The organism is Arthrobacter sp. (genome assembly GCF_031179985.1).
Taxonomy (GTDB): Bacteria; Actinomycetota; Actinomycetes; order Actinomycetales; family Micrococcaceae; genus Arthrobacter.
Window position 1 is genome coordinate 8,218 of the sequence record NZ_JAPSHJ010000040.1, and the last position, 21,420, is coordinate 29,637.

Annotated in this window: 20 protein-coding genes and 1 pseudogene; 9 read left to right on the forward strand and 12 right to left on the reverse strand. The window is 62.0% G+C overall.

Annotated elements, in window-relative coordinates; translation table 11 throughout:
- The 9 genes and pseudogenes from RIN13_RS15700 to RIN13_RS15740 form a co-directional block, all read left to right on the forward strand.
- A pseudogene (locus RIN13_RS15700) lies at positions 1-288 on the forward strand (sugar ABC transporter substrate-binding protein); the annotation flags it as partial.
- Positions 289-386: 98 nt separating this feature from the next.
- Positions 387-1,340 carry a sugar ABC transporter permease gene (locus RIN13_RS15705; protein ID WP_309108268.1) on the forward strand — a complete coding sequence of 318 codons (954 nt, stop codon included), beginning with the start codon at positions 387-389 and terminating at the stop codon, positions 1,338-1,340.
- Positions 1,341-1,386: 46 nt separating this feature from the next.
- Positions 1,387-2,229 (forward strand): carbohydrate ABC transporter permease, encoded by an 843-nt coding sequence (locus RIN13_RS15710; protein ID WP_309108289.1) that lies wholly within the window; start codon positions 1,387-1,389, stop codon positions 2,227-2,229.
- A 6-nt stretch (positions 2,230-2,235) separates the two neighbouring features.
- The gene (locus RIN13_RS15715; protein ID WP_309108269.1) at positions 2,236-3,765 is read left to right on the forward strand and encodes a glycoside hydrolase family 32 protein; all 1,530 of its coding nucleotides are present in this window, start codon (positions 2,236-2,238) and stop codon (positions 3,763-3,765) included.
- 152 nt (positions 3,766-3,917) lie between these two features.
- Positions 3,918-5,918 (forward strand): GH32 C-terminal domain-containing protein, encoded by a 2,001-nt coding sequence (locus RIN13_RS15720; protein ID WP_309108270.1) that lies wholly within the window; start codon positions 3,918-3,920, stop codon positions 5,916-5,918.
- Between the two features lie 16 nt (positions 5,919-5,934).
- Positions 5,935-6,057, forward strand: coding sequence for a hypothetical protein (locus RIN13_RS15725; protein ID WP_309108271.1), 123 nt, complete (start codon positions 5,935-5,937; stop codon positions 6,055-6,057).
- A 33-nt stretch (positions 6,058-6,090) separates the two neighbouring features.
- Positions 6,091-6,423, forward strand: a complete 333-nt coding sequence (locus tag RIN13_RS15730) for a metalloregulator ArsR/SmtB family transcription factor (protein ID WP_309108272.1) — start codon at positions 6,091-6,093, stop codon at positions 6,421-6,423.
- A gap of 13 nt (positions 6,424-6,436) precedes the next feature.
- Positions 6,437-6,934, forward strand: coding sequence for an SRPBCC domain-containing protein (locus RIN13_RS15735; protein WP_309108273.1), 498 nt, complete (start codon positions 6,437-6,439; stop codon positions 6,932-6,934).
- Between the two features lie 130 nt (positions 6,935-7,064).
- Positions 7,065-7,754: a DNA alkylation repair protein gene (locus tag RIN13_RS15740; RefSeq protein WP_309108274.1), complete on the forward strand. Its 690-nt coding sequence runs from the start codon at positions 7,065-7,067 to the stop codon at positions 7,752-7,754.
- A gap of 145 nt (positions 7,755-7,899) precedes the next feature.
- Here the strand turns inward: RIN13_RS15740 and RIN13_RS15745 are convergent, their stop codons facing one another.
- The 12 genes from RIN13_RS15745 to RIN13_RS15800 form a co-directional block, all read right to left on the reverse strand.
- Positions 7,900-8,493, reverse strand: coding sequence for a GNAT family N-acetyltransferase (locus tag RIN13_RS15745; RefSeq protein WP_309108275.1), 594 nt, complete (start codon positions 8,491-8,493; stop codon positions 7,900-7,902).
- Positions 8,480-10,579 (reverse strand): penicillin acylase family protein, encoded by a 2,100-nt coding sequence (locus RIN13_RS15750; RefSeq protein ID WP_309108276.1) that lies wholly within the window; start codon positions 10,577-10,579, stop codon positions 8,480-8,482. The genes RIN13_RS15745 and RIN13_RS15750 overlap by 14 nt, the downstream gene beginning before the upstream one ends.
- 156 nt (positions 10,580-10,735) lie before the next feature.
- On the reverse strand, positions 10,736-12,337 hold the full coding sequence (locus tag RIN13_RS15755) for an aldehyde dehydrogenase (NADP(+)) (protein WP_309108277.1): 1,602 nt from the start codon (positions 12,335-12,337) through the stop codon (positions 10,736-10,738).
- A gap of 27 nt (positions 12,338-12,364) precedes the next feature.
- Positions 12,365-13,279, reverse strand: a complete 915-nt coding sequence (kdgD, locus tag RIN13_RS15760; RefSeq protein ID WP_309108278.1) for a 5-dehydro-4-deoxyglucarate dehydratase — start codon at positions 13,277-13,279, stop codon at positions 12,365-12,367.
- Between the two features lie 121 nt (positions 13,280-13,400).
- Positions 13,401-14,276 (reverse strand): LysR family transcriptional regulator, encoded by an 876-nt coding sequence (locus tag RIN13_RS15765; RefSeq protein WP_309108279.1) that lies wholly within the window; start codon positions 14,274-14,276, stop codon positions 13,401-13,403.
- An 18-nt stretch (positions 14,277-14,294) separates the two neighbouring features.
- Positions 14,295-15,368, reverse strand: coding sequence for a beta-propeller fold lactonase family protein (locus RIN13_RS15770; protein ID WP_309108280.1), 1,074 nt, complete (start codon positions 15,366-15,368; stop codon positions 14,295-14,297).
- Positions 15,369-15,383: 15 nt separating this feature from the next.
- The gene (locus tag RIN13_RS15775; protein WP_309108281.1) at positions 15,384-15,824 is read right to left on the reverse strand and encodes a universal stress protein; all 441 of its coding nucleotides are present in this window, start codon (positions 15,822-15,824) and stop codon (positions 15,384-15,386) included.
- 63 nt (positions 15,825-15,887) lie between these two features.
- Positions 15,888-16,706 carry an NAD(P)-dependent oxidoreductase gene (locus RIN13_RS15780; protein ID WP_309108282.1) on the reverse strand — a complete coding sequence of 273 codons (819 nt, stop codon included), beginning with the start codon at positions 16,704-16,706 and terminating at the stop codon, positions 15,888-15,890.
- Between the two features lie 29 nt (positions 16,707-16,735).
- Complete coding sequence (locus tag RIN13_RS15785) at positions 16,736-18,007, reverse strand: enolase C-terminal domain-like protein (RefSeq protein WP_309108283.1); 1,272 nt, start codon at positions 18,005-18,007, stop codon at positions 16,736-16,738.
- Positions 18,008-18,043: 36 nt separating this feature from the next.
- Positions 18,044-18,910: a carbohydrate ABC transporter permease gene (locus tag RIN13_RS15790; RefSeq protein WP_309108284.1), complete on the reverse strand. Its 867-nt coding sequence runs from the start codon at positions 18,908-18,910 to the stop codon at positions 18,044-18,046.
- Entirely contained in the window at positions 18,907-19,848 is a 942-nt protein-coding gene (locus tag RIN13_RS15795) for a sugar ABC transporter permease (RefSeq protein ID WP_309108285.1), read from the reverse strand. Before RIN13_RS15795 ends, RIN13_RS15790 begins: the two co-directional genes overlap by 4 nt.
- A complete protein-coding gene (locus tag RIN13_RS15800) occupies positions 19,845-21,191 on the reverse strand; it encodes an extracellular solute-binding protein (RefSeq protein WP_309108286.1) in 1,347 nt (448 codons plus the stop codon). Before RIN13_RS15800 ends, RIN13_RS15795 begins: the two co-directional genes overlap by 4 nt.
- Between the last annotated feature and the right edge of the window lie 229 nt (positions 21,192-21,420).

Below are 21,420 nucleotides of genomic sequence, written 5' to 3' on the forward strand. Positions count from 1 at the left end.
GAAAACATCGCCGCCGTGTCAAAGGCCACCGGAACCATCCCTGCTACAAACGAAGCCGCAGCGCTCCTTCCGGAGTATGCCGAGGGCGGCGCCAGCCGGATCTTCATGGACTTCTCCCGCGAGTACGCCGTGATGCGTCCTGAAACCCCCGCTTACCCGTTCATTGCCACCGAATACGGCAAGGCCGTCCAGGACATCCTGGCCGGTGCTGATGCCAAGACGACGCTGGACAAGGCCGTCAAGGCGATCGACGCCAATATCAAGTCCAACGGCGGCTACAAGAACTAGCCAGCCGCCACACGGTACGGCGACGGCGGTTGCGAAACCCCGCCGTCGTCGTACCGAAAGGCCCTGCGCCCCCAACATCACTGTCAACGGAGAATCCCATGACAACCACCCAGCTTCCCGCAGCTCCTTCCAGCCCGGAAGTGCCAACCCCCGCTGCCCCCGGCAAACCCCGCCGCCGCCGCCACCTGCGTGAACAGCTCAGCGGCTGGGCGATGATCGCACCGGCCGCCGCTCTCCTGCTCGCCTTCGTGTTCCTCCCGGCGATCATGGGATTCGGCCTGGCGTTCACCAATGCCCGGCTCGTGTCACCACGGCCTGTTGAGTTCGTGGGCACGGACAACTTCGCCCGGCTCTTCACCGACCCCACATTCTGGCGGTCGCTGCTGAACGTCGGCTACTTCGCCATTGTGGTGGTGCCCGTCCAGTCCGGACTGGCCCTGGCGATGGCGCTGCTGATCAACAAGAAGTTCCGCGGCGTGAACTTCTTCCGCACGCTCTACTTCCTTCCCGTGGTCACGTCCATGGTGGTGGTGTCCCTGTTGTGGCTGTTCATGTACCGCAAGGACGGCTTGATCAACGAACTCTTGTCCAACGTGAGCTTCGGCCTCATCCAGGGCCCGGACTGGCTCAACGATCCTGCAACCTCCATGCCGGCCATCATCATCCTGTCCATCTGGCAGGCGGCCGGGTTCCACATGATCATCTGGCTCGCTGGCCTCCAGAGCATCTCCGGCGAACTCTACGAGGCGGCCCAGCTGGACGGCGCCAGCCGCTGGCACCAGTTCCGCTACGTGACCTGGCCGGGTCTCCGGCACACCCGCACGCTGATCCTGGTGACCATCACCATCCAGGCCCTCGGGCTTTTCGACCAGGTCAGCGTGATGACCCAGGGTGGTCCCCTTGATTCCACTACCACCATCGTTTACGAGGCAGTGCGCTCGGGCTTCAAGCAACAGGAAACCTCCTATGCCTCTGCCATCTCGCTCGTATTCTTCGTCCTGGTGCTGCTGATCTCCGCAGTCCAGCGCTACCTGACCCGAGAGAAGGACTGACGTGAAGAACGCTCTCAATTCCAGGGCCGTCAGCAGTGTCGGCACCATGACGGTCCGCATCCTGTTCGCCGTCGCCGCCGCTTTTCCCATCGTTTTCATGCTGGTGTCCTCGCTCAAACCGGACCAGCAGATCTTCGGCGACATGTCCTCCATCGCCGCGTTCCTGCCCATCGGCAACATCTCCTTCGACAACTACGGTGCCGTGTTCGACCGGGTACCGGCAGCACGGTTCCTGATGAACTCCATCGGCATCTCCGCAATCACTGTGGTGTTGGGCATCTTCATCAACAGCCTCTGCGCCTTCGCACTGTCCCGGATGGAGGTCCGCGGCAAGCGCATCGTGTTCACCGCGATCCTGGCCACCCTGATCGTGCCCTTCCAGACCCTGGCTCTGCCGCTGGTGTGGTGGGTCAACCAGCTGCCCTACTTTGAGCTCAACGGCTTCAGCCTCGAATTCTCCAAAGGCTGGCTGGACACGTACCAGGTCCAGATCATCCCGTTTATCGCCAACGCGTTCTCCATCTACCTCTACCACCAGTACTTCGAGTCCATCCCGAAGGAACTGGACGAGGCAGCACGGATCGACGGCGCCGGCTGGTTCAAGATCTACCGCCAGGTGGTGATGCCCCTTGCCGGGCCCGCCACCGCCACGGTGGCCATCCTGACCTTCCTGCCCGCCTGGAACTCCTACCTGTGGCCGCTCATGGTGGTCCAGTCCGAGGAGCTCCGCCCGGTCATGATCGGCATCCAGTACTTCTTCCAGCTGAACGTCTCCTGGGGTGAAGTCATGGCGTACGCCTCACTCATCACGGTCCCCGTGGTCATCCTGTTCATCGCGTTCCAGCGCTCCTTCATCAACAGCATCGCCTCCAGCGGCGTCAAGGGCTAATCCTTCATGAAAACAACCACCGGACTCGACTCCCAGTACCGGCCCAAATGGCACTATTCAGCAGAGCGCAACTGGCTCAATGACCCCAACGGACTCATCTACTCAAACGGCACCTACCACCTCTTCTACCAGCACAACCCGTTCGGCGATGACTGGGGCAACATGTCCTGGGGCCACGCCACCTCTGCGGACCTGAACCATTGGACCGAGCACCCGGTGGCCATCCCCTGCGATGACCAGGAGGGCATTTTCTCCGGTTCGGCGGTGGCTGACATTCACAACACCAGCGGCTTCGGCGTCGGGGGAATTCCTCCACTGGTGGCGGTCTACACCAGCGCCTACGTCGGGACCTCACCGCTTGCCGGCCGGCAGGCACAGTCCCTCGCTTACAGCAATGACGACGGCGCCACCTGGACCAAGTACGCCGGGAACCCGGTGCTTGACCGGGCGTCCGCGGACTTCCGCGACCCTAAGGTGTTTTGGTACGACGGCGACTCCGGGGGCTACTGGGTGATGGTCGCCGTCGAGGCCCTCCACCGCGAAGTGCTGCTCTACAAGTCAGCCGACCTGAAATCCTGGGAGTACCTGAGCACCTTCGGCCCGGCCAATGCCATCGAAGGAATCTGGGAGTGCCCGGACCTGTTTGAACTGCCGGTGGACGGCGACGTCTCAGACACCCGGTGGGTTCTGGTGGTGAACCTCAGCCCGGGCGGCATCGCCGGCGGCTCCGGCGGGCAGTACTTCATTGGAACGTTCGACGGCGTGACGTTCAGTTCTGAAACGACCGTCACCGAAGGCCTGCAGCCTGATAAGAGCAGGATGGCCGATTACGGCTGGCTCGACTGGGGCCGGGACTACTACGCGGCCGTGTCCTTCAGCAATGTGCCCGACGGACGCCGGTTCATGATCGGCTGGATGAACAACTGGCAGTACGCCGCTTCAACCCCCACCGAGGGGTGGCGCAGTGCAATGTCGCTGGCCCGCGAAGTCAGGCTTATCACCCGCGGTGGACGCCCAGTCCTGGTACAGGAGGCGGTGGATCCGTTCCAGTTGGAGTCCAGCATGGAACGGTTCGCCCTGGACCGCCAGCCGTTGGCGGAAGGTGTGACCTGGCTTCCTGCTGAGGCTCACGGCGATGCGCTGCGGATTGATGCTGAGTTCGAGCCAGGTAGTGCCGGCAGGGTGGGGCTTGTGCTCCGGGCCGAAACTGAGTTGAGCCCCGGGGAGTTGGCCCCTGCAGAACGCACTGTCCTGGCTTATGACTCCGCAACCGGGGAGCTCAGCCTGGACCGGACCGAATCGGGCAACGTGGGCTTCGACGCAGCGTTCCCTTCCGTGGAGCGGGTCAGTGTGCCTCTGGACAGCGGCCGGTTGAAACTTCGGGTCTTCGTGGACCGCTGCTCGGTGGAGGTCTTCACGCAGGACGGTTTGGCCACCATCACCGATCTGGTGTTTCCAGCCAGCTCAAGCACCGCCGTCGGCCTGTTCGCTGAAGGCGACGGCGGAACCCTGGTGAGTCTCGCCGTCGTGCGCTGACCGCCTAAGCAGTCCCGCTTAGGGACAACCAACAACAGTAGGAGTCAATGGTGACTGGAGTACGGCGACGTTATTGGGGGGCCGCTGGCGGGGTAACCGGCCGGAGGCGAGCGGGTCGAAGCTTTTCGGGGAGGTTGGCCACACTGGGGGTGATGGTTGGGCTGGTGGCGGCGGGGATGTGGGTCCATGGCTCTTCCTCACCCCGGGCCGTTGCGGCTCCGTTGGCTCCTACTGTTGAAGCTCCCGCGGTGGAGGGAGCAGGCGAACCAAGCTACCGGGATACGTACCACTTCACAGTTCCCGACCACTGGAAGAACGATCCACAACGCCCGGTCTATATCGACGGCAAGTTCCACTACTACTACCTGTACAACGCGGACTATGACACCGAGATCGGTACAGCATGGCGGCTGGCGACGACGATGGACAACGTGGCCTTCCAGGACCAGGGTGTCGCGGCGCAGAAGAAAACGAACGCCAACCACGATCTTTGGTCCGGCTCCGCAGTAGTCGACACAGCAAACACGGCCGGATTCGGGGCCGGCGCGGTCATCATGCTGGCCACGCAGATGGACCACCCCACGCCGCAGCAGATCGCGAACTCCACGGGCCCGCAGGCGCAGTTCCTTTGGTATTCCCAGGACGGCGGGCGCAACTTCCATGCCTTCGGGGAGACGCCGGTGATCCCTAACGGCGGGCGCGCGGACTTCCGGGACCCGAAGGTCATTTGGGACGCTGACGCCTCCCGTTGGGTTGCGCTCATCGCGGAGGGCAACAAGATCAGCTTCTACACTTCGCCAAACCTGAAGGACTGGACGCGTGTCTCGGAGTTCATCGAACCGAACCTCGGGATGCTCGAATGTCCGGATCTGTTCAAGATCCGTGCTGATGACGGCACTGAAAAGTGGGTGATGGGCCTGAGCGCAAACGGCTACCTGACTGGAGCCCCGAACACCTTTGCCTACTGGACCGGAAGCTTCAACGGCGCATCCTTCACCCCTGATGCAGCAGATCCACAGTGGCTGGACCACGGCTTCGACTGGTACGGCGCGGTCACGTGGGAGGATCCGGCGAATCCCTCGGAGCAGCGCTTCGCCATGGGATGGATGAACAACTGGAATTACGCCCACACCACACCTACCTGGGCGGCCGACGGCTTCAATGGCACGGATTCCATCGTGCGCCAAATCAAGCTCAAGAACTACGGAACCGGCTACAGCCTGGTGTCCCAGCCCACCCCTGCGCTGGATGATCATACCACCACGGTGGCAAACCTCGGCAGCTTCACGGTCAGCGGGAGCCAGGCCCTGCCGTACCGCGGTGAGTCGTACCAGCTTGAAGCGGACGTGTCCTGGAATCAGGCGCAGAACATCGGCCTGCAGTTGCGTGCCTCTGCGGACGGCACGAGACATGCCGACGTGGGAATATTCGATAACTTCAGCTACCTTAACCGGGGCCCTACCGGGAACCCGGACAGCTCGGGGACCAAGCTGGAGAGCCGGGCACCGATTGATCCCACTATCAACAAAGTGCACCTGAGGATCCTGGTGGACCGCACCACCATCGAAGTCTTCGTGGATGACGGCCGGTACGTCCACTCCAGCCAGGTCTTCGCAAACCCGGGCGACGACGGCATCAACCTCTACTCCAGCGGTGGGGCTGCCAGCTTCACGAACGTCACGGTCACTGAGTTCGAAAACCTCGCCCAGCGGCCGGCCAGGCTGATCGCTGACTTCGAGGGAGCGCGCTGGGGAGACGGGTGGACCACCGGCGGGGATTTCGCAGCAGCAGGTCCGTCCACGACGTCGGCTTCAGGACGGGTGGGCGCGAAGATCGCCGACACATTCGTGGGCTCCGGCGATCCCGCCACCGGCAGCATCACCTCGCCGGAGTTCGTGATTGACCGGAACTTCCTGCACTTCCAGCTCGGGGGCGGCAACCATCCCCTCGGTGTGGAGCCCGCAACCTCTGTGCAGCTTCTGGTGAACGGTCAGCCCGTACGGACGGCCACGGGGGAGAACTCCGGTTCACTGCGCCATGTCTCGTGGCACGTGCACGACCTCGCCGGCCAAACGGCACGCTTCCAGATTCTCGACGACGCCACCGGGGAATGGGGGCATCTCATGGTGGACCAGGTCATGCTGAGCGACTGAGAAACGCGGGCACGCCATGAAGGAAAGCCGCCACGGCATCCTGGTCACCAGGCACAGCCACACCAGCTACACGGTGGCCGTCAGCCGCGACGTTCCCTATGGGCTGACCCGGGAACGGCGGGAGTACATGGGCCATTGACACCCACCAACCGCAGGCATATCCTACAACCAAATGGTTGTAGATCAGATCAGCGAAGCCGCAGTCGACCGCCTGTTCCAGGCGCTCGCAGATGGCACCCGGCGGGATATAGTCCGCCGGGTGACGGTGGGGGAGTATTCAGTCTCCGGTCTTGCTGCCCTCTATGCCATGAGTTTCGCCGCCGTCCAGAAGCACGTGGCGGTTTTGGAACGCGCTTCCCTGGTCACCAAGGAGAAGCGCGGAAGGGAGCAGATCGTGCGCGGCAATCATGAAGGCCTGCAAAAAGCGCGTCGGCTGCTCGATGAATATGAGGCGATTTGGCGGCAGCGTGCCGACCGGATCGCAGACATTCTCGCTGAAGGATAGGAAAGGTTCCGCAATGACCGTTATCAGTTCCACGAAGAACCTCGAGGGCTTGAACTTCACGCTGATCGCAGAGTTCGACGCCGGCGTCGACCGTGTCTGGCAGATCTGGGAAGACCCGCGCCAGCTTGAGCGCTGGTGGGGGCCGCCCACCTGGCCTGCCACGTTCGAACAGTTCGACTTCCAGCCCGGCGGAAAGGCCGCCTACTACATGACCGGTCCGGACGGGGAGAAAGCCCGTGGCTGGTGGCAGTTCACCTCCATCCAGGCCCCGAAGCGTCTTGCGTTTGACGATGGATTTGCCGACGACGACGGCGCCCCTGTCGACGCGATGGGAACCACCCACGCCACCGTCAACCTGGAGGACATTGGTGGCCGCACCCGGATGACCATCTCTTCTGCTTTCGAGTCCGAAGAGCAGATGGAACAGATGGTTCAAATGGGCATGGAGGAAGGAATGAAGGAGGCAGTCAGCCAGATCGACGCCATCCTCTCCGAACACGCCCGCGCCTGACCAGGCATCTACCAACCCTCACAACAGCAGAAGGAAGAGGACGACGGCGGGACTTCCCGCCGTCGTCCTCTTCCTTTTCTGTGATTCACGAGGGCCTGGCGGCTCCGGCATTGCTGGCTAGAGTGGCTGCATGGCGAATCCAGCGGTTAACAGTGTGCTCCTTGCCGAGATCCGTCTGGGGCTGGCGGAGCGTTGCGACCCGGTACGCGCCGCCGGGGCGCAGGCGTACATGAAATCGTCCATCCCGTCCCTCGGCGTCAGCGTTCCCGAGGTACGGCGGCTGGCTAAGGCCGTGGCGGACGCTCATCCGTTCGAATCGCTGGAGCAGCTGAAGGACACGGTGCTGGAACTCTGGCGCAACGCCACTTTCCGGGAGGAACGCTACGCGGCGATCGATCTCACCGGTCTTCGATTGGCTGCCCGGGAACCGCCGATGCTCCCGGTGTACGAGGAGATCATTAGGAGCGGAGCCTGGTGGGACTTCGTTGACGGCGTGTCTGAGCGGATCGGTACGCTGCTGCAGGCCGACCGCCGCACGATGACGGTGCTGCTGCGCACTTGGAGCCGGGACTCGGATTTCTGGATCAGGCGCGCCTCGATCACCTCCCAGTTGAAGGCAAGGGCCCACACAGACACCGGATTGCTGAGCGACGTCATCGAGGCGAACCTGGCGGACCCGGAGTTCTTCATCCGGAAGGCCATTGGGTGGGCCCTGCGTGAGTACGCCAAGACGGATCCGGACTGGGTGCTGACCTTCGTGACCAAGCATGGCGGAGACATCAGCCCGTTGTCCCGCCGGGAAGCGCTGAAGAACATATGACCTGCGGCCCTGATCCCGGCGTCGTGGCTGGTCCTCGCACCGAAGTCGCCGGAGAGCTGCCAGATCGCCGGAAGCTTCCGGCGACCCGGCACGTTTCCGGCGATCCCGGCGTCGAGACCTCGTGTTACTGGTTCGGCCGGCTGTCTTAGGTGGTCCGGGACTCGAATCTGTCCCTGGTCAGGAATACGAGCTGTGCTTCCTTTTCGGCGAGCTGCACCTTGGGGCCGGGCTCGAAACCACATCCCTGCAGCCTTTGGATGATCTTGGCGTTCCGGGCATCGGGTTCCGCCACCACCCTGTCCTTGGTGGGATCGGAGAGCAGGAAACGGATCAGGCCCCCGATGAGGGTGGGCGTGAAGTTGGGGACCGGTCGCTCGGCAGGAGCCAGCAGGAGGTGCAGCCCGGTATCGGCGGGTCGGGCCTCGTAGGCCTCGCCGACCGGATCCTCAAGCGGCTCATAGGTCTGGAACAGCCCCACAGCTTGGTCCTCCACGGATATGAGGTAGGCATGGTGGGTTTCCAGGCTGTGCAGAAACAGGTAGATATCCCTGACCTCGTCCCGGCTCAGGTCCCCCATGCCCCAGAAACGGGCACGTTCTTCCCTCACCCAGCTGTGGATCAGATCGGCGTCTGTTTCCGGGATGAGGGGAAGGAGCCGCAAACGGCCCAGGGCCGGCAGGATCTCCTCGTAGACTGAATCCCTGCCAGAAAGCAGGAGGCCTGTGTCAGCGCGGGTCATGGGTCTCCTTGGTCAGCTGCTCCCAGTCGGTGACGACGGGGATGAGTTCCCCAGCAGCCCACAGAGGCAGCTGGCTGGCGAAGTGCGGGTCTTCGGGACGGCCTGAGGCACCAAACGGCACTATCCAACGGCTGTTGGAGCGATTCTGAAGGTCCCAGACATAACGGGCCACCGGCCCGCGGAACGACCTGTCGGTAACTCCCGGGAGGCTTTCAGTGGAGAGGACGCAGCCGGTGTCGCCGGACAACCGGGTGGCAGGGACCGTGGGCGCCGCTGCAGCGGCCGAGCCGTGGTCCGCCAGTGCATGGAGAGGAAGGACTGTGTGGCTGGCTCCCCACGTTTCAGACCGAGCGGCTGCGGCAACTTCTTCGAGAGCCTGCCGCGCAGCAAGTTCGACGTCGACGCCGAATCCGGGCCCCTTTGCAAGGAGCGTTTCGAGGGCGAAACCGATGCGGGCCTCTGGATGCAGCCATGGCGCGAACAGCGGAGAGTGGCTGTTGGCAGCCGTGAGCGGGAGCAACTCCGGGGAGCTCCCCAGCGCGCGGACCAGGGCCGACCGCCATGCCGCAAAGGCCGCAGCCTCCGTACTGTCCCCGTCCATGAGCCCGTCCCAATCGACAAGGCGCTCGCGGAATGTGCGGCCGGTGTCTGACAGCGGAGTGAGGCTCAGCAGCAGCCCGCGAAAGGCAGGCCAGGAACCGAGTTGAGAGTCCATGTGGATCCGCTGCATGGTAGCCGCGGTTAAACCACCCCCGCCCGGTTTTGTTCCGTGATCCACCAGAAGTTGCCGGATCCGCTGCGCACGGTGGGCCGGGGCGAATTCCAGCCCCAGCCTGTCACCGCCCCCGGCGTCCCGGTCATTGGCATGCACAGCCAACGCGGCCACCGAGGAGCGGGGGAGCTTCTCCCACGCTCCGGCCCATTGGTGTTCGGACGACGACGCTGGAACCGGACGGACGCGGTTGTCCCGGCTCCGTGCCGGGACTTTCCCCGCAACGACCTGGAGCACAGCCCCGCTGGAATCAGCGGCCAGGACACAGTTGACGGGTTCCACCCAGTTTTCCAGGGCTGCCTCCACATCGTCCACGGAACGGCTCAGCAGGAGGGGGAGTAGGGCCTCGAAGCCCAGCGTTTCGGCTGCCCGGGAGGGCGTACGGAGGCTCAGCGCCCCGCCGTCGGGCCCGCCGGAGATGACGGGTCCACGGTCGGTTTCAATCACTTCCACTGTTTCCGGCTCAGAATGGCGGACTCTGATCACTTCCTCATGATGAGCGCGGACCGGGCTCCAGCCTTCCGGCCCGAGGGCCAGGAGTTGGCTGCCCTCGTGCTTCAGCTGCTCGCTGTAAAGGTCCTGGTAGTCCGCCATGGCATTCGTGACCGCCCAGGCCACGCTTCCGGTGTGCCCGAAGTGGGGCAGGCCGGGCACACCGGGAAAGGCCAGCCCGACGACGTCGAACTCCGGGCACGCCAAGCGCACCTGCTGGTACACGCCGGGGAGTTCCATCAGGCGGTGCGGGTCCCCGGCAATGAGGGGAGACCCGGATTCGGTCAGGTTGCCGGTTGCAGCCCAGGCGTTGCTGCCGGCCCACACCGGCGCTTCGAGGCTGAAGATGTCCACGGCCTCGGCACCAAGCGTTTCGGTGACGTGGGCGCGCCACAGCTTGTTGGGGAAGGTGCCGAAAAGGATGTGATGAACCAGGAAGACCCCCAGCGGTGTCCACGGTTCCCAGAAAGCAGGTGCGGTGCCCGTGGCGGCAAACTCTGCTGCATGGCGGCGGCCGGTTTTCAAGGCATCGTTGGCCCCGTCGACATAGGCGGTGCACCAACGCTGCGTGTCAGCATCCAGGTTTTCAAAGCAGCGCCGGGCGGTGTCATCCAGCCGTACTCGCCGGGCAAACCGGTCCCAGAGAAGGCCGTCCGCTCCAAGGTGCTCAGCAGTCCTGCCCTCCGAGCGCCAACGCTCCATCTCGATCTGCCACGAGCGGTCCGTAGCGGCATTGGACCCCTGCAGGAAGGCCAGCTCGTCCGGGCTGTCGGCGCGAAGATGGGGGATTCCCCACGGGTCCCGGTACGTCTCAGTCGTCATCGGCAAGGCAACAGGGCAGGTGGCGGCCAGGGGCAGCAGGCACGTGATTCTCCGGACAGTTATTAGGTAAGGCTTGGCTAACCACAGAATAGGGTGCTGATTCAGCGTTCCCAAAATCTGCCGGTAACAAAGGGCCCAAGGCCCCGGTTGATCCGCTTAGGCGAAGACCTTTCCGGACTCCACTCTGCCGTCGATCCGGCGGTTCAGCTGCCACGGATTCGCATCCTGCAGTGGCGTCGGCAGCAGTTCCTGGGGCAGGTTCTGGTATGCGACCGGGCGGAGGAAGCGGTTGATCGCCAGGGTCCCCACGGAGGTTGTCCTTGGATCGGAGGTCGCGGGGAACGGGCCGCCATGGACCATGGCGTGGCCGACTTCCACGCCGGTAGGCCAGCCGTTGACGATGATCCTGCCCACCTTCTGCTCAAGGGCCGGCAGCAGGCGGGAGGCTGCCGGGTAGTCCTCTTCGGTGAGCTGCAAGGAGGCGGTGAGCTGCCCTTCCATCCTGTTGGTGGCCTCGATCAGTTCCTGGGCGGTCTTATAGCGGATCATCAGGCTGGCGGCACCAAATATCTCAGCATGTAAAACAGGGTTGGAAACGAAACTGCGGATATCCGTGCCAAAGATGGCCGGCGCCGGGGCATTTTTCGTGCCGCCCTCGGTGCCGTGTCCCACGACGGCCACATGGTCCGAAGACCCGAGCGCCACGGCACCTGAGTTCCACGAAGCGGCGATGCCTTCAGTGAGCATCGTCTGGCCGGCTTGGGCGGACACGGCACGGCCGACGGCGGCAACGAGCTTGTCGCCTGCCTCACCAGCGGGGGCGAACAGGAGGCCGGGGGAGGTGCAGAGTTGTCCGGAACTTCCAGTGACAGCTGTGACGTACTGCTGTGCCAGTGCGTCGATTTTCTCGGCAGAGCCGCTGAGGGCGCCGGGAAACACAAAGACCGGGTTGAGCGAGGACATTTCGGCGTAGACCGGGATTGGCTCCGGACGTGCAGCGGCAGTCTGCATCAGGGCGATGCCGGCCCGCTGCGACCCCGTGAAGCCGACGGCCTTGACGGCGGGGTCCGCTACGAGGGCCTGGCCGATGCTGCTCCCGGGGCCGTAAATGAGGGAGAAGACGCCGGGATGCAGCCCGTGATCTCTGACGGCTTTTGCGATGGCCTGGCCGACGAACTCGCTGGTGCCGGGGTGGGCGTTGTGCGCTTTGAAGACGACCGGGCAGCCGGCGGCGAGGGCAGAAGCGGTGTCTCCTCCCGCCGTCGAAAAGGCCAGCGGGAAGTTACTGGCGCCGAAGACAGCCACCGGCCCCAGCGGGATCTGGCGCTGGCGGATGTCTGCGCGGGGGAGGGGAGAACGGTCAGGTACGGCGGGATCGATCCGGACCCCGCGGAAGTCGCCCTGCCGGACAACACCGGCGAAGAGCCGCAGCTGGCCGATGGTGCGGGAGCGTTCACCTTGCAGGCGGGCTTCCGGCAGGCCCGTCTCCTGGCTGGCGCGGATGATCAGTTCATCTCCGATGGCCTCGATGTTGTCTGCGATGCTCTCAAGAAAGCCGGCATGGGTCTCAGGCTCGAGGATGCTGAACGATGGGTAGGCCTCGGCGGCCGCGTTTGTGGCAGCCTTAAGCTGCTCCTCCGTGAGCAGTGAGTAGGCAGGTTCGAGCTGCGCATTAGTGGCGGGGTTGTAGCCAAAGGCTGTTGTGCCCTTGCCGGCAACGTGCTGCCCGGCGATAAGTGAATGTCCGGTGAGCGTCATGGGTTTCCTCCCAGGAGACGGTGATGATCAGGAGACGGTGGCGATGAGTGCAGTGAGGTCGGCAAGGTCCTGCTCGGCAAGGTTCTGCAGCGGCGGGCGGACTCCGCCGGCCGAACGGCCAATGGCCTCGAGGCCGCCTTTGACGATCGAAACTGAGTACCCTTTGACCCGGTCACGGATATCCAGGTACGGGATGACGAATTCATTCAACTTCTGATTCACGGCCGTGCGGTCCTGGTTGCGGACGTCCTGATAGAAGTCCAGCGCGAACTGTGGGACAAAGTTGTACATGGCGCTGGAGTAGGTGCTCATACCGAGCTGAAGCAGCGGAAGGGCGAAAGTCTCAGCAGTGGGGAGTCCCCCCAGATAGAAGAGGCGGTCGCCGAGCTTCGCATAGACCCTGGCGTCATGCTCGAGGTCACCGACGCCGTCTTTGAAGCCAATCAGATTTTCGTGCTTGTCGGCGAGGGCGGCAACCGTGGTGTCTTTGTAGATGGCGTTGGCCCGGTTGTAGATGATGACACCCAGGGACGTGGCGCTGCAAATGGCGCTGACGTGGTGAAGCAGTCCTTCCTGGTCTGCTTCCGTCAGGTACGGCGGCAGGAGCAGGATGCCGTCGGCCCCGGCCGCCTCGGCGGCCTTGGCATTTTCGATAGCTTGTGCCGTGGAACCCCCGGCTGATGCGAGGACGGGAACCATGTTCCCGACTTCCTCGACGGCGGTGCGGACCACCCGTTCTGACTCGGCAGGAGTGAGGGAGAAGCCTTCTCCGGTTCCGCCGGCGGCAAACAGTCCGGCCACTGGGAAGCTGGCCTGCCACGCGAGGTGTTTGCGGTAGTTCTCCTCGTCGAACTGCAACTCGGCGTCGAAGGATGTCACCGGAAATGAAAGCAGCCCATCCTTGAGTGTGTTGGCAAGTTCCTGGTGCGAGTAGTTGGCCACAATAAGTCCTCCGGGTCCGCACCGCTGATGCGGCGCTTGATTTCCCTCAGCCTATTCAGGCCAGCAATGCCTGTCTAAGTCATTTTTTGTATCCCACGATGCATTATGGGCATCACCGCTGCTACATCGACAGGGACTCCAGCAACCGGGTGAGAGCGGGATTGGTGCTGCTGCGTGACCAGATAGCGTGCAGTTCAACGGGGTCACCCTGCTGACTTTCGAGAGGCAGGAACCGTACACCGGCCACGCCAAGGAGTGCCGTGGACTGCGGGACGAAGGCCACCCCTCTCTTGGCAGCGACCAGACAGACCATGGTCAGGATTTGACTGACCGTGTGAACAACGTTGCCGTGGTGCAGGGGGAGCATCTTGACCACCAGGTCGTAGAAGTACCTCGCCTCGGTGGGCGAATGCATAATGATGGGTTCATCTTTAAAGTCTGTCGGGCTGATGTCCCTGTGCAGCTGGGCAAGGCGATGGCCATCAGGGACTGCCAGGACCAGGCCTTCCCTGTAAAGCAGCCGCGAGGCAAACAGATCCTTGTCGAAGGGGGGCCGTCCGATTCCGAGATCGAGTTCTCCGCTCCCAAGCCCCGCCAGTTGCTCCCCAGTAACCATTTCCCGCAAATCGATGTCCACGTCAGGGATGGTTTCCGCGATTTCCTCAAGCAACGGCCCAAGAATGCTGAAACTACTGGCCGCCGTAAAACCGATTCGCAGGAGCCCGGTGTGACCAGCGGCGACACGCTGCGCAGCCAAGGGTGCCCGTTGGACCAGCGTCAGCAGGCGTCGGGCATCTTCCAGAAAGCCTGCGCCAGCCGACGTGAGTTCGACTTTCCGGTTGTTCCGGGTAAGAAGTTCCACGCCTACGGTCTTTTCCAGCTTCTGGATCTGACGGCTTAGCGGAGGCTGTGTCATGTTGAGCCGCTCAGCGGCCCTGCCGAAGTGGAGCTCCTCGGCGACAGCCACGAAGCCAGCCAATTGCTCGATGGTAAACATGGGACCTTTCCGCACCCTTCATTCCGGGTTGTCTGGGGCTTCCCCGTACGGAAAGAACTCTATCCACCTAGGGCCAGCTGAACATTTCAGACCGGATTCCCATGTCAGAAATCCGGTATCCCCGTTAATACGGTAGACGGAGAGTCTGTTTGAGACTTCTCCGCAGACAAGTAAGAAGCTTCCAGTCGGGTCGATGGCCATCCCGCGCGGTTGCTCCTCCGTTTTTACAGTTGCGCGGAGTGTCAATGATGACTCGCGAGCGTCCTGGGCCAATACTGCGATGGTGCTGCTGGTTCGTTCGGTGGCGTATAAGAATCGTCCATCCGGGGTGATTTGAAGTTCAGCGCTCCAGATGGCGTTTGCTTTAGGGGCAGGCCCGGTGCCGTTGCGGATGGCGCCCGGCACGAGCTGCAGCTCGGGATCAATGCTTAATGCCTGACAGGTTTCCGTTAGCGCCCCGGTGCCTGCGTCACGGGAGTAGCTCGTTACGATTCCCGAGAATTCATGGAGCACATACAGCCTGCCTCCGTCGGGTGAAAATCGGATATGGCGCGGGCCGCTCTGGGGTGGGCAATGAACGGATCGTTGCCTGGACAGGTGCCCTTCATCGTCCAGAAGCCACCAGACAAGTTGATCGTCCCCCAGCGAGGTCGCGTAGACGTACCGTCCATCCGGGCTGGCAAGTGCGGCGTGGGCGTGGCGACCCGGGCTTCTTAGGCTGGACGGCGCATCCAGCGCTCTGCCGCTGGTATGAAGACTGGACGCAGACACGAAATTTCCCTCGTAGGAAGCGCCAAGGAGGTGACGGCCCCTGCGGTCCACACTTAGATAAGCGAGGCGGGCAATCGAACCTGTCGTTGCCGAGTGCTCAAGGGAACCGCCGGAAGTGATGGTCAGCGATTCCACCGACGGCGGAGTGGTTGCAAGCGCGGCATAGAGCGTCCCCTTCGCCGGATTCAGGGCAAGGCAATGAACCGGTGCGGCGGTTGAAAATTCAGACAAGGGAGTCAAACTGCCTGATGTCGCATCAAGCAGCAGCACGTCGATCTTTTGGCTTTGCCAGCAAGCAACGTAGACGGCGAAATGGGTCATGGAGGGCTACCGGGCTCAGACTTGCTTCGGATCCTGCAATGACTCGTCACCGGATTGCAGCGGGGGCTGGGAAGATTTCACAGCCAGCACAGGACGGTCTGCCTGCAGCATAATACGTAGGGCATTGTTGCTGAGGATAAAGCGTCCAACCTCAAAGCGCTGACGCATCGCGATGACAATCAGTGAGGCATCAACATCCTGAGCCAGCCTAAGAAACTCGTCCACGGAGTCTTTCTCAGGAGTGGTGGCGAGGACTGAAGCCTCTACGCCGGCGGCAGAGGCCTGCAGCTTTGACTCTTCGAGCAGCTCCGCGGCTGATGCAGGATCCAGCTTCGTCCCCTCGCGGGCCACGGGGACGATGAACAGCTTCTTCTGCATCGGTTTGGTCGCCTCGATGGCGGCGGCCAGGGATGCCTGGCCGGCTGGCGTGCGGTCGATTCCGACGATAATGCTCAAGGTCTGTCCCTAACTGGAATTGCGGAAGTATGAGAATAAGATGCCGTGTGGCCGGTCACGCCCTCAGCCCTCCATCTTTTGTCCCAGCGGCGCGGTACAAAAAGGGCCTCCCAGATAGTCGGATTGGGCTTCTGAGAAGGCAGCCGCTCCAAACTTCTCTGTGAGCCGGGCTAGGAAATCTTCTGAGTTGTCCCTCGGGCTATATCCCATTTCCAATAAAGGCTTCGTTGACAGGAAACCTCTGGAGTTATTCGAAACCCCCCAGGCCACCCGGAAAGCGGATCCGGACAACGACAGCCAGGCAAGGACGATGCCGGTCATATCCCGTGGCGATAACCAGATGGGCATGGACCTCGGAGCATGAGGCTCTGGAAAACACGACCCGATCCTCAGGGCCAGCACGTCCATCCCGAATCTGTCATGGTAGAGCGATCCCATGGCCTCGACCGTGGCCTTGGCTACTCCGTAGTAGGTGTCAGGCCGCGGCAATACGTCCGCAGGAAGCGTCTCCGCCTTGCCATAAAAACCGGCTACGTGATGGCTGGAAGCCAGCAGGATCTTGCTGACACCAGCCGAGGCGCAGCTCCGAAGCAGCAATTCAGTGTTGTTGACTGTCTGGGACACGGTCTCGGCCCATGAGTCTTCATTGGGCAAGGCTGCCAGGTGAATCACAGCATCCACTCCGTCAACAGCGGCCTCGATCAGGCCTTGTTCCGCCAAGCTGCCCAAATATTCCACGGCGCCTTCTGGCGGATCCGGGTGCGGCCGCAGGTCAAGGAGTCGAAGATCAAAGCCTGCCGAGGCCATGTCTGCACTCAATGCTGTCCCCATTCGGCCCGACGACCCGGTGATGAGCACGGTTGAACCGTTCGTGACGTTCAAGAATTCACTTCCATCATCTGTTTGGCGCCCTACCAGCGCGGAGCCACGTACTCGTAGCCGGGCTCGATCGACTGCATATAGCCGGTGTCGTTTCTTGTCCGGATGCTCGACGACAGGTATTTCTCGTGCAGCCGGCCCAGGGCTTCGCGGTCAAGCTCAACCCCAAGGCCCGGCTTATCCGGTACACGAATCGCGCCGTCCGCAAACTGGAAATCCGCTGTGCTGACGATGTCTTCAGACGGGTCCTTCCATGGCCAATGAGTGTCAAGGGCGTAGGTCAGATTCTCTGTGGCGGCACCAAGATGAACCATTCCCGCGAGGCTGATTCCAAGATGGCTGTTCGAGTGCATCGAGACGCCAATACCGAAAACCTTGCTGAGTGCGGCGAGGTTCAGGGATGGCCGAAACCCTCCCCAATAGTGCTGGTCAATGAGGATCACCTGGACGGAGTTGAGCCGGATTGCTTCCGGAATGTGGCCGGTTTCCACCACGCACATATTGGTGGCCATCGGAATACCTGTCCGGCGCGCCACCTCTGACATTCCTTCAAGCCCCATGGTGGGGTCCTCATAATATTCAAGGGCTTCGCCGAGCCGCTTGCCGATGCGCACCGACGTCTCAACCGACCAGGCGCCGTTGGGATCCACCCTCAGGGGCAACGAAGGAAATGCGTCCCGCAACGCCTCGATAGCGTCGGCTTCCTGCTCCGGTGCGAAAACACCGCCTTTGAGCTTCAGGGACTTGAAACCGTACTCATCGACCATCTTTTGCGCCTGGCGCACAATGCCCGCCGGGTCCAGGGCCTGACCCCAACGATCCTCTTCGGCGCCGGGATGCGTTGCCCACTTGTAGAAGAGATAGGCGCTGAAATCGACCTTGTCGCGATGTTTCCCGCCGAGTACTGACCACACCGGTTCACCAAGGATTTGGCCCTGAAGGTCATAAAAGGCCGAGTCGAATGGCGCCACCACGCTGCCGATGGTCTTGCCGGACGTTTCAGGGCCCATGAGGCCCGTCCGGGAGCCACTGGCGGTCCCGTCAAGAACGCCGCTGATGACACTCCAAAGCCGTCCGACGTCGAACGGCGAGGCACCTTTGACGGCATCTGCTGCCTTTGTCAGGAGTTCCAGGTGGCCGGCGTCACCGTACGTTTCTCCCAAGCCGATGAGTCCGGAAGCAGTGTGGACTTCAACGATGGCCCGCAAAGCCAGTGGCTCGTGCACTCCGACGGCATTGAGCAAGGGGGGATCGGTGAAAGCGACGGGAGTAATGGCAACATGATTGATCTCGTGGCGGCTCATGTGGATGTTGGTCCAATCGTAGTCATGGGTTGCGTTCTAGCCTTTGACCGCACCGGAGGCCAGCCCGCGCATAAAGGACTTCTGGAAGCACAGGAAAGCTATGACGGAGGGCAGAAGAGCCAGGGTGGCTCCTACAAGGACAACTCCGAGCCCTACCTCCGGATCCGCCCTGAGGCTCCGCAGCGCGAGGGGGAGGGTGAACATGTTCGAATCGGACGCGACAATCAGCGGCAGCAGGTACTGGTCCCAGATCATGGTGAACCCAAAGACTCCGATCACGCCGAGCGCGGGTGTGCAGGTGGGGAGGATAACGGAGAAGAAGGTGCGCAATTCGCCTGCTCCGTCAATCCTGGCCGCCTCCTCGAGTTCCATCGGCACTTCCTTCATGAACTCGGTCATCACCAATATGGAGAATCCCCAGGCGATGACAGGGACGATCATGCCGGCGAGGGTGTTGATGAGGTTGACGCCAATGAATGGAACATCAGAGAGGACCCGCGAGAGGGGGATGGCCAGAATCTCCTCGGGCAGCATCAACGTTGCCAGAACCAGAAGCATGGCAATTCCGCGTCCTCTGAACTTCTTGCGCGCCAGGGCATAGGCAGCGAAAACCGAAACCAGCATTTGGAACAAGAGGCCGATGCCCACCACGATGAGCGAATTTCCGAGGTAGAGCATGACGCTGCGGTCCAGGGCTGTGGAGAAATTCTCCAGGCTGGGCTGCTGAGGTATCAGGCTCAATTGTGAAGGGTCACGGTTGGTGGAAAAGGCGCCCACGATAATGGCAATCAGCGGGCCGGCGAAGACCACAATGATCAGCGCCCAGAGGAAGTAGTTAGTTGCCTTGATCCAGGGTTTGTTGTTGGTTCCCAGACCTAAGGCTGAATCGAAGCTGGTGCTCATGCTTTCCTCCTGCGCGAGAGCTGGATCAGTAGGGTCAACGCGACGGTGGCCGCAAAGAGAAGAACCGAGCCTGCTGCGGCGATTCCGAGTTGGTTGCGTTCGAAGCCAAGTTTGTAGATCAGGGTCATGACCACCTCAGAGGAGCCGTTTGGTCCGCCGTTTGTCAGCAGGAACACCTCGGTGAATACCCGCATGCCGCGGATGGCCGCCAGGGTCAGGAGGATGGCTATCACGGGCCTGAGCGCCGGCAGCGTTACGTAGAGTATCCGGCGGAGCGGGCCCGCACCGTCGAGTGCGCTCGCTTCATAGAGGGATTTGTCCACACTGACCAGACCGGCGACGATGATGATCATGTCGTAAGGCGCACCCCGCCAAATTCCAACGAGCATCACAGAAACGAGGGATGAGTCGGGCGAGTTGATCCACTGCGAAGGTTCCAGGGCGATCCAGGAAAGAACCTGGTTGGCTATGCCATCGCCTGTGGGGTGATAGATGATGCGCCAGACTTCGGCGATGACGGCCATCGGTGCGACTACTGGGAGGAACGCGGCTGATCTTACGAACCACAGCCGCTTTGCCTGTCCTTCCAGGAGAAGGGCCAGGACGAAGCCCAGCAGCAAGGAACCAGCGGTTTGTCCCACACCGAGTAGCAGCGTATGCCAGACCGCGCCCTGGAAATCATCGCTGGATACCAATGCGTTGTAGTTCTGAAGGCCAACCCACTGGTTGCCGAGGAAGGGCCGGACGTTCTGGAAGCTCGTCATCACGGCTTCCCCCATGGGGATGAACTTGAACATCAGGAACAGAACAAGCGCGGGAGCGAGGAATGCCCAGGGGACCCAGAAGGCTCCATTCCGACGGCGGGAACGCCGCCTGGCTGGTCCGCTGGGCAATCGCTCAGATTCTCGAGACTTCTCGATGAGCGCTGAATTGCTCATTCCGCCAGCGCCCCCTGAGCTTCAAGCTCAGCAGTGAATTTCTCGTCCAGTTTGTTCATTTGCTCAGCAACGTCCAGGCTGCAGTCGCTGATGAGCGTATTGAGGGTCTCCGCTGAGGCGTTAAGGAACGGAGCCCAGTTGGGAACGGCGGGAACGTAGCGTCCATTCTCTTCGTACAGCTTTTCAAACATCTGCCAGCGGGAGTCCGCCCGAACCTTTGACATATCCACATCGGAGTTGACGGGTACGCGGACCAGGTTGCCTTCCCGGTCGCCAGCCATTGCAACCGTCTGACCTTCGGCAGAGACTGCCCATTCGGCAAACTTTTCCTGTGCCGACTCATTTGCGCTGCCGGCCATCAGATAAACGTTGTTACCTTCTGCCAGAGTGGTGAGACCTGCCGGGCCTGCCGGCGGGGCGAAGACCTCCACTACGTCCTTGCCCGGTTTCAGATCGAAACTGGCCAGTTCGTAGGGCGCCACGAGGTAGGATCCGACGGCGCCCGTCTGGAACAGCTCTTTGACGTTGGTGGTGTCCTGGCTGCCCACTCCGGGCTGGAGAACGTCGTGTTCGCACACCAGTCCGCGGATCCACTTTGCGGCCGCTACAGATCCGTCGCTTGCGACTTCCGAGGTGAACTTTCCGCTGCCATTCTCTTTGAAGTACTCTCCGCCGCCGGACCAAAAGAAGGAGGAAGTGTTCCATGAGATGTAGCCGCGCTTCGTGGATCCCGGGACGCCCAGGCCTGCAACGTCTTTTCCGGTGCCTGTGGGGTCCCCTGTGGAGTAGGACTCCCACAGCTTGACCAGTTCATCCCAGTTCGTCGGGACTTCAGCGCCAACGTTCTTGCGCCAGTCCGCTCGATTGAACAAAGCAACTGTTTGGGCCGTATGGGGTACGCCGTAGAACTTACCGTCTGCCGCCTTTGCACCCTCCCAGGCCCTCGGCTTGATCTTGTCCGAGCCCTCTATGCTGGCGGGATCGATCTCGCGGAGCAGGCCCTGGGTTTTCATGTTTCCAAGTTGTGCGGTGTCGTTGATGACAACGTCGGGCAGATCTCCCTGTGAAGCGCGCTGTTGAAGTTTGATTTCGAAGTCCTCCAGTATCGAGGTGAATTCAACCTGAACGCCGGTAGCATCGCTGAACGCCTTGGCTACCTCCTGGCCGACCTTATCTGAAGGACTTCCGGGAGCCTTCCGCTGCCAGATCTCCAGGGTCTGCGACTTTTCGTCGTTCTGCTGGACGGAAGTGCCTTGAGCGGCACCTCCCTGCGAACAACCGCCGAGTGCTGCCACTGCGAGCACCCCAACACTGAGCACGACGGAGATTTTCGATTTCATCATGAGCTTCCTTGTCCATAGATGTTTGGCGAATGGAGGGGGACCATCACCAGGTGATGTGAGGACCGGCACAGTTCTTACCTGCCTCCGACAGTAGACATCCCGGCAATGTCTGTCTAAGCCCGATATTGCATCGACTGATACCTTCACGGCATCAATACATCGGGCCTCCAGCCCTGGGCACCAACGACAAGGGGCCGCATTCTGATCACCAGAATGCGGCCCCGAGTAT

What these genes read in the sequence shown, in the direction of transcription:
- RIN13_RS15705 (WP_309108268.1), top strand. Translation starts at nt 387, where the DNA reads ATGACAACCACCCAGCTTCCCGCAGCTCCTTCCAGCCCGGAAGTGCCA.
- RIN13_RS15710 (WP_309108289.1), top strand. Translation starts at nt 1,387, where the DNA reads ATGACGGTCCGCATCCTGTTCGCCGTCGCCGCCGCTTTTCCCATCGTT.
- RIN13_RS15715 (WP_309108269.1), top strand. Translation starts at nt 2,236, where the DNA reads ATGAAAACAACCACCGGACTCGACTCCCAGTACCGGCCCAAATGGCAC.
- RIN13_RS15720 (WP_309108270.1), top strand. Translation starts at nt 3,918, where the DNA reads ATGGTTGGGCTGGTGGCGGCGGGGATGTGGGTCCATGGCTCTTCCTCA.
- RIN13_RS15725 (WP_309108271.1), top strand. Translation starts at nt 5,935, where the DNA reads ATGAAGGAAAGCCGCCACGGCATCCTGGTCACCAGGCACAGCCACACC.
- RIN13_RS15730 (WP_309108272.1), top strand. Translation starts at nt 6,091, where the DNA reads ATGGTTGTAGATCAGATCAGCGAAGCCGCAGTCGACCGCCTGTTCCAG.
- RIN13_RS15735 (WP_309108273.1), top strand. Translation starts at nt 6,437, where the DNA reads ATGACCGTTATCAGTTCCACGAAGAACCTCGAGGGCTTGAACTTCACG.
- RIN13_RS15740 (WP_309108274.1), top strand. Translation starts at nt 7,065, where the DNA reads ATGGCGAATCCAGCGGTTAACAGTGTGCTCCTTGCCGAGATCCGTCTG.
- RIN13_RS15745 (WP_309108275.1), bottom strand. Translation starts at nt 8,493, where the DNA reads ATGACCCGCGCTGACACAGGCCTCCTGCTTTCTGGCAGGGATTCAGTC.
- RIN13_RS15750 (WP_309108276.1), bottom strand. Translation starts at nt 10,579, where the DNA reads ATGACGACTGAGACGTACCGGGACCCGTGGGGAATCCCCCATCTTCGC.
- RIN13_RS15755 (WP_309108277.1), bottom strand. Translation starts at nt 12,337, where the DNA reads ATGACGCTCACCGGACATTCACTTATCGCCGGGCAGCACGTTGCCGGC.
- RIN13_RS15765 (WP_309108279.1), bottom strand. Translation starts at nt 14,276, where the DNA reads ATGTTTACCATCGAGCAATTGGCTGGCTTCGTGGCTGTCGCCGAGGAG.
- RIN13_RS15770 (WP_309108280.1), bottom strand. Translation starts at nt 15,368, where the DNA reads ATGACCCATTTCGCCGTCTACGTTGCTTGCTGGCAAAGCCAAAAGATC.
- RIN13_RS15785 (WP_309108283.1), bottom strand. Translation starts at nt 18,007, where the DNA reads ATGAGCCGCCACGAGATCAATCATGTTGCCATTACTCCCGTCGCTTTC.
- RIN13_RS15790 (WP_309108284.1), bottom strand. Translation starts at nt 18,910, where the DNA reads ATGAGCACCAGCTTCGATTCAGCCTTAGGTCTGGGAACCAACAACAAA.
- RIN13_RS15795 (WP_309108285.1), bottom strand. Translation starts at nt 19,848, where the DNA reads ATGAGCAATTCAGCGCTCATCGAGAAGTCTCGAGAATCTGAGCGATTG.
- RIN13_RS15800 (WP_309108286.1), bottom strand. Translation starts at nt 21,191, where the DNA reads ATGATGAAATCGAAAATCTCCGTCGTGCTCAGTGTTGGGGTGCTCGCA.